Origin of the sequence: Propylenella binzhouense, assembly GCF_009866965.1 — a bacterium.
GTDB classification, from domain to species: domain Bacteria; phylum Pseudomonadota; class Alphaproteobacteria; order Rhizobiales; family Afifellaceae; genus Propylenella; species Propylenella binzhouense.
In genome coordinates this window covers 1-3,332 of sequence record NZ_SPKJ01000183.1, presented here as the reverse complement: position 1 = coordinate 3,332, position 3,332 = coordinate 1, and the positions used below count along the sequence as shown (strand labels likewise).

Genomic DNA, 3,332 nt, shown 5'->3' with positions numbered 1-3,332 from the left:
GGCCGTAACGGCACCCGGCGACCGTCCGCCCTCCCCGGCCCGCCGCGCGGCGGGAGCCTGAAGACGCGGCCCCGAGCCTCCTGCCCCAGCCCGGAATCAAAAAGGGCCGGCGCGCGGCCGGCCCTCCCGAACCCTGTCTTCCGCGGCTGCGCTCAGCCGACCTGCGCGGCGGTCGCCGTGGACGGCGTCGCGGACGCGGCCGGCTCCAGCCGCCCGATCAGCGCCTGGCGCTGCGCCTCCAGCTCCGCCGGGAGCCGGTCGCCGAACTTGTGGAAGAAGGCCGCCTGGTCGTGCGCCTCATCCTCGAAGGCCTCGCGATCGACATAGGTCAGGCGGTGGAAATCCTCCTTCGGGAAGTCGAGACCCTTCCAGTTGAAGTCCTCGTAGCGCGGCACGTAGCCGATCGGCGTGGTGGCCGCGTTGCCCCGTCCGCGGACGCGGTCGACGATCCATTTCAGCACGCGCATGTTTTCGCCGAAGCCCGGCCAGATGAACTGGCCGTTCTCGTCGCGGCGGAACCAGTTCACCCGGAAGATCGGAACCGTCTTCGGGAGCTTCTCCTCGAAGGAGAGCCAGTGGCCCCAGTAATCGGCCATGTTGTAGCCGCAGAACGGCAGCATGGCGAAGGGATCGCGCCGGATCGCCGCCTGGCCGACGGCGGCGGCGGTGGCCTCCGAGCCCATGGTCGCCGCCCAGTAGACGCCGTTCTTCCAGTCGAAGGCCTGATAGACCAGCGGGAAGGTGTGCGACAGACGCCCGCCGAAGATGAAGGCGGAGATCGGCACGCCTTCCGGATTGTCCCAATCGGGATCGATGGTCGGGCACTGCGCCGCGGCGGCCGTGAATCGGGAGTTCGGATGCGCCGCCGGGCGGCCGGAATCCGGCGTCCAGGAATCGCCCTGCCAGTCGATGAGATGCGCCGGCGGCTCCTTGGTCATGCCCTCCCACCAGACGTCGCCGTCATCGGTGAGCGCGACATTCGTGAAGATGACGTCGTGCTCGAGCATCTTCATCGCGTTCGGGTTCGACTTCACGTTGGTGCCCGGCGCGACGCCGAAGAAGCCCGCCTCCGGGTTGATCGCGCGGAGCGTGCCGTCCGGCTGCGGCTTGATCCAGGCGATGTCGTCGCCGATGGTGCGGACCTTCCAGCCCTCGAAGCCCGCCGGCGGGATGAGCATCGAGAAGTTGGTCTTGCCGCAGGCCGACGGGAAGGCCGCCGCGACATAGGTCTTCTCGCCTTCCGGGCTTTCGACGCCGACGATCAGCATGTGCTCGGCGAGCCAGCCTTCCTCGCGCGCGAGCATCGTGGCGATGCGGAGCGAGAAGCACTTCTTGCCGAGGAGGGCGTTGCCGCCGTAGCCCGAGCCGAACGAGGCGATCGAGTGGTCGTCCTGGAAATGGACGATGTATTTGTGCTCGGCGTTGCAGGGCCAGACGACGTCCTTCTGGCCGGGCTCGAGCGGTGCGCCGACGGAATGGAGACAGGGAACGAAATCGCCGTCGCCGAGCTCCTCCAGCACCGCGCTGCCCATGCGGGTCATGAGGCGCATGCTGACGACGACATAGGGGGAATCGCTGAGCTGCACGCCGATATGGGAGATCGGGGAGCCGAGCGGGCCCATGCTGAACGGCATGACGTAGAGGGTGCGCCCGCGCATGCAGCCGTCGAACAGGCCGTCGAGCCGTGCGCGCATCTCGGCCGGGTCCACCCAGTTGTTGGTGGGGCCCGCATCCTCGGGACGGGCCGAGCAGATGAAGGTGCGGTCCTCGACACGCGCCACGTCGTCCGGGTCCGACCGGCACAGGAACGAATTCGGCCGCTTCTCGGGATTGAGGCGGATGAGCGTGCCGGCGGCGATCATCTCCTCGCAGAGGCGGTCATACTCCTCCTTCGACCCGTCGCACCAGTAGATCCGGTCGGGCCGGCACTTGGCCGCGATTTCCTGGACCCATGCCAGGAGCTTCTTGTTGGTCGTCGGATTTGAGGCCGTCCCTGTCATGGCGCGGTCGTCTCCATGTCGTTCACGAACTTCGAATTCCGGCAGGCCGGACGCGTAATGCCGATCCTCTCTGCCGTAGCATTGGCAGGTGGGCGCGGCTTCTGTCCAGTCCGCAGGGCGGGGTTGCTGCTCAGTACGGTGTCAGGAGCGCAGAGACAACCGCCTTATGACAACAACTTTTCTGCCGAACCGCGGAGCACCAAAGCCTCATCGGCGGAGCTGAGAGCGGCCTCCTTCACCGTCGCCACCGGCAGCGGATCGGCCATGTCGAACGGATAGTCCGAACCGAGCAGGACGCGGGCGGCGCCGGCCTCGCCGACCAGATAGCGCAGCAGCGACGCGGAGTGCGTCACAGTGTCGTAATAGAAGCGCGCCGCGGAGTCCTCGACGCTTCCCTGCATGGCGACCTGCGTCTCGGGGCGGACGAGGCGGCCGCGCCTCAGCCGGCCGATGTCGAACTGCAGGAAACCGCCGCCATGGACGAGCAGGATCTTCAGCCCGGGATGGCGCTCCATGACGCCGCCGAAGATGAGATGCGCCGCGGCGACCGTCGTCTCGAGCGGATTGTGGATGAGATTGTTCAGATAATAGCGCGCGAAATGCCCGCTCGAGCCGCCGAGCGAGGGATGGATCGAGACGAAGGCCCCGAGCGCCTCCGCCTCGGCCCAGAACGGTTCCAGCGAGGGATCGTCGAGGAAGACCTTGTCGCTCACGCTGGTATTGATCTCGACGCCGAGCAGGCCGAGGTCCCGCACCAGCCAGCGCATCATCTCGACGGCCTTGCCGGGCGCCTGCAGGGGCACCGACCCGATCCCCACCAGCCGGTCCGGCTCCGCCCTGACGGCATCCGCGATCGCGCGGTTGAGCTCCTCGGCGAACCAGACGCCGTCCGCCTCGGGAAGGGCGTAGTTGGCGAGCGCGATCCAGGGCGAGACGAGCTGGGCGGCGACGCCCATCTCCTCCATGGTCCGGAACCGGATCTCCATGGAATCCATGCCGGGCAGGACCGGCGCCTTCATCGCCTTGCCGCCGATCACGAGATGGCGCCGGCCGTCCTGCAGCTCCACCCCGAAGCCAGGACGGTCGCCGGAGGCGAGCCGGTCCATGAAGGCCCGGGGAACGATGTGGGCATGGATGTCGAGCGGGCCGGGACGAAGCTTGGCGAGACGGTCGGGCATGATCGGTCGTTACCTTGTCGGGAGGAGCGGAGCGGGAACGGAGAGCGGGAAAGGTCAGGCGGAGCCGATGTCACCGGCGGGACGGGACCCGGTCAGGGCCCGGGGCGCGACCGGCGGCGGGTGCGGCGATCCGGCGCGCGGCCGGCCCGGCCCG

The 3,332-nt window shown here is 68.4% G+C and carries 2 protein-coding genes; both read right to left on the bottom strand.

Annotated elements, in window-relative coordinates:
• Window positions 1-152 precede the first annotated feature (152 nt).
• The gene (locus tag E4O86_RS22605) at window positions 153-2,000 is read right to left on the bottom strand and encodes a phosphoenolpyruvate carboxykinase (GTP) (protein WP_161142796.1); all 1,848 of its coding nucleotides are present in this window, start codon (window positions 1,998-2,000) and stop codon (window positions 153-155) included.
• Between the two features lie 164 nt (window positions 2,001-2,164).
• Window positions 2,165-3,178, bottom strand: coding sequence for an amidohydrolase family protein (locus tag E4O86_RS22600; RefSeq protein WP_161142795.1), 1,014 nt, complete (start codon window positions 3,176-3,178; stop codon window positions 2,165-2,167).
• Window positions 3,179-3,332 lie beyond the last annotated feature (154 nt).

Bases quoted from the DNA above. Each gene is read 5' to 3' on its own strand.
- E4O86_RS22605 (WP_161142796.1), bottom strand. From the start codon at position 2,000: ATGACAGGGACGGCCTCAAATCCGACGACCAACAAGAAGCTCCTGGCA.
- E4O86_RS22600 (WP_161142795.1), bottom strand. From the start codon at position 3,178: ATGCCCGACCGTCTCGCCAAGCTTCGTCCCGGCCCGCTCGACATCCAT.